This is a genomic window from Agrobacterium sp. a22-2 (assembly GCF_012276985.1).
Lineage (GTDB): Bacteria > Pseudomonadota > Alphaproteobacteria > Rhizobiales > Rhizobiaceae > Allorhizobium.
In genome coordinates, this window is record NZ_JAAXMM010000034.1 from 2,501 (window position 1) to 6,487 (window position 3,987).

The 3,987-nt window shown below is 52.9% G+C and carries 2 tRNA genes and 2 rRNA genes (1 of these 4 running past the window's edge); all 4 read left to right on the forward strand.

Annotation, left to right across the window (positions count from 1 at the left end):
* A tRNA-Ala gene (locus tag HFC70_RS26240) sits at window positions 1-3 on the forward strand (it extends 73 nt beyond the left edge of the window).
* A 580-nt stretch (window positions 4-583) separates the two neighbouring features.
* A 23S ribosomal RNA gene (locus tag HFC70_RS26245) occupies window positions 584-3,384 on the forward strand.
* A 255-nt stretch (window positions 3,385-3,639) separates the two neighbouring features.
* Window positions 3,640-3,754 (forward strand): 5S ribosomal RNA (rrf, locus tag HFC70_RS26250).
* Between the two features lie 156 nt (window positions 3,755-3,910).
* A tRNA-Met gene (locus tag HFC70_RS26255) sits at window positions 3,911-3,987 on the forward strand.

Here is a 3,987-nt window from a genome sequence, read left to right on the forward strand (position 1 = left end):
CCAATACGATTGGTTACAACCAATCATTTTGGTGTTGATGCGAGTGGATGAAATGCCTTGTCTTTGAAGAAAAAACGTTTTGCGTAGGCTTTTAGGAGCCTGTGCCTGTTCTGCATACATTGTAAAGAGAAGATATGTCTGGAAGCTTCCAGGTGTTTGGGATGATGACCGCAAGGTTGTGATCTCTAACGTCCGAGCCCAGTCCTTATGAACCCATGGATGGTCTAGCCGACCTGGTATGGATGAGGGACTGGAGAAGGTAGGAAAGCTTGTTACTCAAGACATGATGTTGTTGGCTTAAGAGATAGCCTGAAGCTTCGCACCGCAAGGTACGGGGATTTTGGTGTTTGAGAAAGCCTCTGATGTCGTGTTGATGGGCGTTGCCTGACCGCGCGCTCCCGGACAGATCTCGAGAAGCTGGTCTTAAGATCTGGCACAAGTGAGCTGCTCGGCGTAGCTCCAATAAAGTGACCGGATCGAACACGTCGATGGCATCATGAGACGACCGGGTTGTAAAAGGTAACCCGGTCTGCTGACCATTTCTTCGAAATGGCAGCTGGTGATGAGCATTGGCAATGAGAACGATTAAGTGTCGTAAGGGCAATTGGTGGATGCCTTGGCATGCACAGGCGATGAAGGACGTGATACGCTGCGATAAGCCGTGGGGAGCTGCGAATGAGCTTTGATCCATGGATTTCCGAATGGGGAAACCCACCTTAAATACCTAGAAAGTTTAAATCGTTCCTCGGAACGGTTTAGGTTTCTAGGTATTGGAATAAGGTATCTAACCTTCGAATAAAATAGGGGTTAGAAGCGAACGCAGGGAACTGAAACATCTAAGTACCTGCAGGAAAGGACATCAACCGAGACTCCGTAAGTAGTGGCGAGCGAACGCGGACCAGGCCAGTGGCAATGAGGAATAAAGCGGAACAGACTGGAAAGTCTGGCCATAGTGGGTGACAGCCCCGTACGCGTAGAACACTCATTGTCCTAGAGTAGGGCGGGACACGAGAAATCCTGTCTGAACATGGGTCGACCACGATCCAAGCCTAAGTACTCGTGCATGACCGATAGCGAACAAGTACCGTGAGGGAAAGGTGAAAAGCACCCCGACAAGGGGAGTGAAATAGAACCTGAAACCGGTTGCCTACAAACAGTCGGAGGGCGCAAGCCTGACGGCGTACCTTTTGTATAATGGGTCAACGACTTAGTGTAACTAGCAAGCTTAAGCCGGTAGGTGTAGGCGCAGCGAAAGCGAGTGTTAATAGCGCGACCATAGTTAGTTGCATTAGACCCGAAACCGAGTGATCTAGCCATGAGCAGGTTGAAGGTTGGGTAACACCAACTGGAGGACCGAACCCGCATCTGTTGCAATAGATTGGGATGACTTGTGGCTAGGGGTGAAAGGCCAATCAAACTCGGAAATAGCTGGTTCTCCGCGAAAACTATTTAGGTAGTGCGTCGATCGAATACCTCAGGGGGTAGAGCACTGGATGGGCTATGGGGACTCACCGTCTTACTGATCCTAACCAAACTCCGAATACCTGAGAGTACTAATCGGCAGACACACGGCGGGTGCTAACGTCCGTCGTGAAGAGGGCAACAACCCTGACCTCCAGCTAAGGTCCCCAAGTCATGGCTAAGTGGGAAAGGATGTGAGGATCCCAAAACAACCAGGATGTTGGCTTAGAAGCAGCCATCATTTAAAGAAAGCGTAACAGCTCACTGGTCTAAATAAGGGTCTTTGCGCCGAAAATGTAACGGGGCTAAAGCCATGCACCGAAGCTGAGGATACGTCGCAAGACGTGTGGTAGCGGAGCGTTCCGTAAGCCTGTGAAGGGGTACCCGTGAGGGGCCCTGGAGGTATCGGAAGTGCGAATGTTGACATGAGTAACGATAAAGGGGGTGAGAGACCCCCTCGCCGAAAGACCAAGGGTTCCTGCTTAAAGTTAATCTGAGCAGGGTTAGCCGGCCCCTAAGGCGAGGCAGAAATGCGTAGTCGATGGGAACCACGTTAATATTCGTGGGCCTGGTGGTAGTGACGGATCGCACAAGTTGTTCAACCTTATTGGATTGGTTGGGCGGCGGAGCGGTTCCAGGAAATAGCTCCACCGTATAGACCGTACCCGAAACCGACACAGGTGGTCAGGTAGAGTATACCAAGGCGCTTGAGAGAACTATGCTGAAGGAACTCGGCAAATTGCACGCGTAACTTCGGAAGAAGCGTGACCCCAAGCTACGCAAGTATTTTGGGGTGGCACAGACCAGGGGGTAGCGACTGTTTATCAAAAACACAGGGCTCTGCGAAGTCGCAAGACGACGTATAGGGCCTGACGCCTGCCCGGTGCTGGAAGGTTAAAGGGAGAGGTGCAAGCTTTGAACTGAAGCCCCAGTAAACGGCGGCCGTAACTATAACGGTCCTAAGGTAGCGAAATTCCTTGTCGGGTAAGTTCCGACCTGCACGAATGGCGTAACGACTTCCCCGCTGTCTCCAGCATAGACTCAGTGAAATTGAATTCCCCGTGAAGATGCGGGGTTCCTGCGGTCAGACGGAAAGACCCCGTGCACCTTTACTATAGCTTTACACTGGCATTCGTGTCGGCATGTGTAGGATAGGTGGTAGGCTTTGAAGCGGGGACGCCAGTTCTCGTGGAGCCATCCTTGAAATACCACCCTTATCGTCATGGATGTCTAACCGCGGTCCGTTATCCGGATCCGGGACAGTGTATGGTGGGTAGTTTGACTGGGGCGGTCGCCTCCGAAAGAGTAACGGAGGCGCGCGATGGTGGGCTCAGAACGGTCGGAAATCGTTCGTCGAGTGCAATGGCATAAGCCCGCCTGACTGCGAGACTGACAAGTCGAGCAGAGACGAAAGTCGGTCATAGTGATCCGGTGGTCCCGCGTGGAAGGGCCATCGCTCAACGGATAAAAGGTACGCCGGGGATAACAGGCTGATGACCCCCAAGAGTCCATATCGACGGGGTTGTTTGGCACCTCGATGTCGGCTCATCGCATCCTGGGGCTGGAGCAGGTCCCAAGGGTTTGGCTGTTCGCCAATTAAAGCGGTACGTGAGCTGGGTTCAGAACGTCGTGAGACAGTTCGGTCCCTATCTGCCGTGGGTGTAGGAATATTGACAGGATCTGTCCCTAGTACGAGAGGACCGGGATGGACATATCTCTGGTGGACCTGTTGTCCTGCCAAGGGCATAGCAGGGTAGCTATATATGGAATGGATAACCGCTGAAGGCATCTAAGCGGGAAACCAACCTGAAAACGAGTATTCCCTATCAGAGCCGTGGAAGACGACCACGTTGATAGGCCGGGTGTGGAAGCAGGGTAACTTGTGAAGCTTACCGGTACTAATAGCTCGATTGGCTTGATCGTTCTCATTGATCAATGCTCATCTGACGAAGTCAGATGAGCCATCTCTTCTGTCCTCACGGGCGCACCGCGATCTCTAGAGATCGCTGCCCTGCGGACCGCGCGCCAAACGATTGGCGACGCGCCTTGCGCTTGCGGCCTTCGGCCGACGGTGCAGGGATCAGAAGAAAAGACGTGTTCACAAAATTAAGACAAATGAGGCCCGGGCAATAAATCGCTCCCCTCTACCAGCTTCTCAAACATGTTGCGCTTCGCTGACCTGGTGGTTATCGCGGGGTGGCTGCACCCGTTCCCATTCCGAACACGGCCGTGAAACGCCCCTGCGCCGATGGTACTCCGTCTCAAGACGCGGGAGAGTAGGTCGCTGCCAGGTCTGCAAAACGCAACATCAATTCGCTTCAAGCGTCCAAAAACGCAAGGCGAAAACATAGATCCTCTTCTCTGCACACCATCGGCCCTGCCGAAATCAAAGGGCCGCCCTAAAGCGGTCCTTTTGCGTTGCTAAAACAACGAAGCCCATAACAGTTAACGCGGGGTGGAGCAGCCCGGTAGCTCGTCAGGCTCATAACCTGAAGGCCGCAGGTTCAAATCCTGCCCCCGCAACCA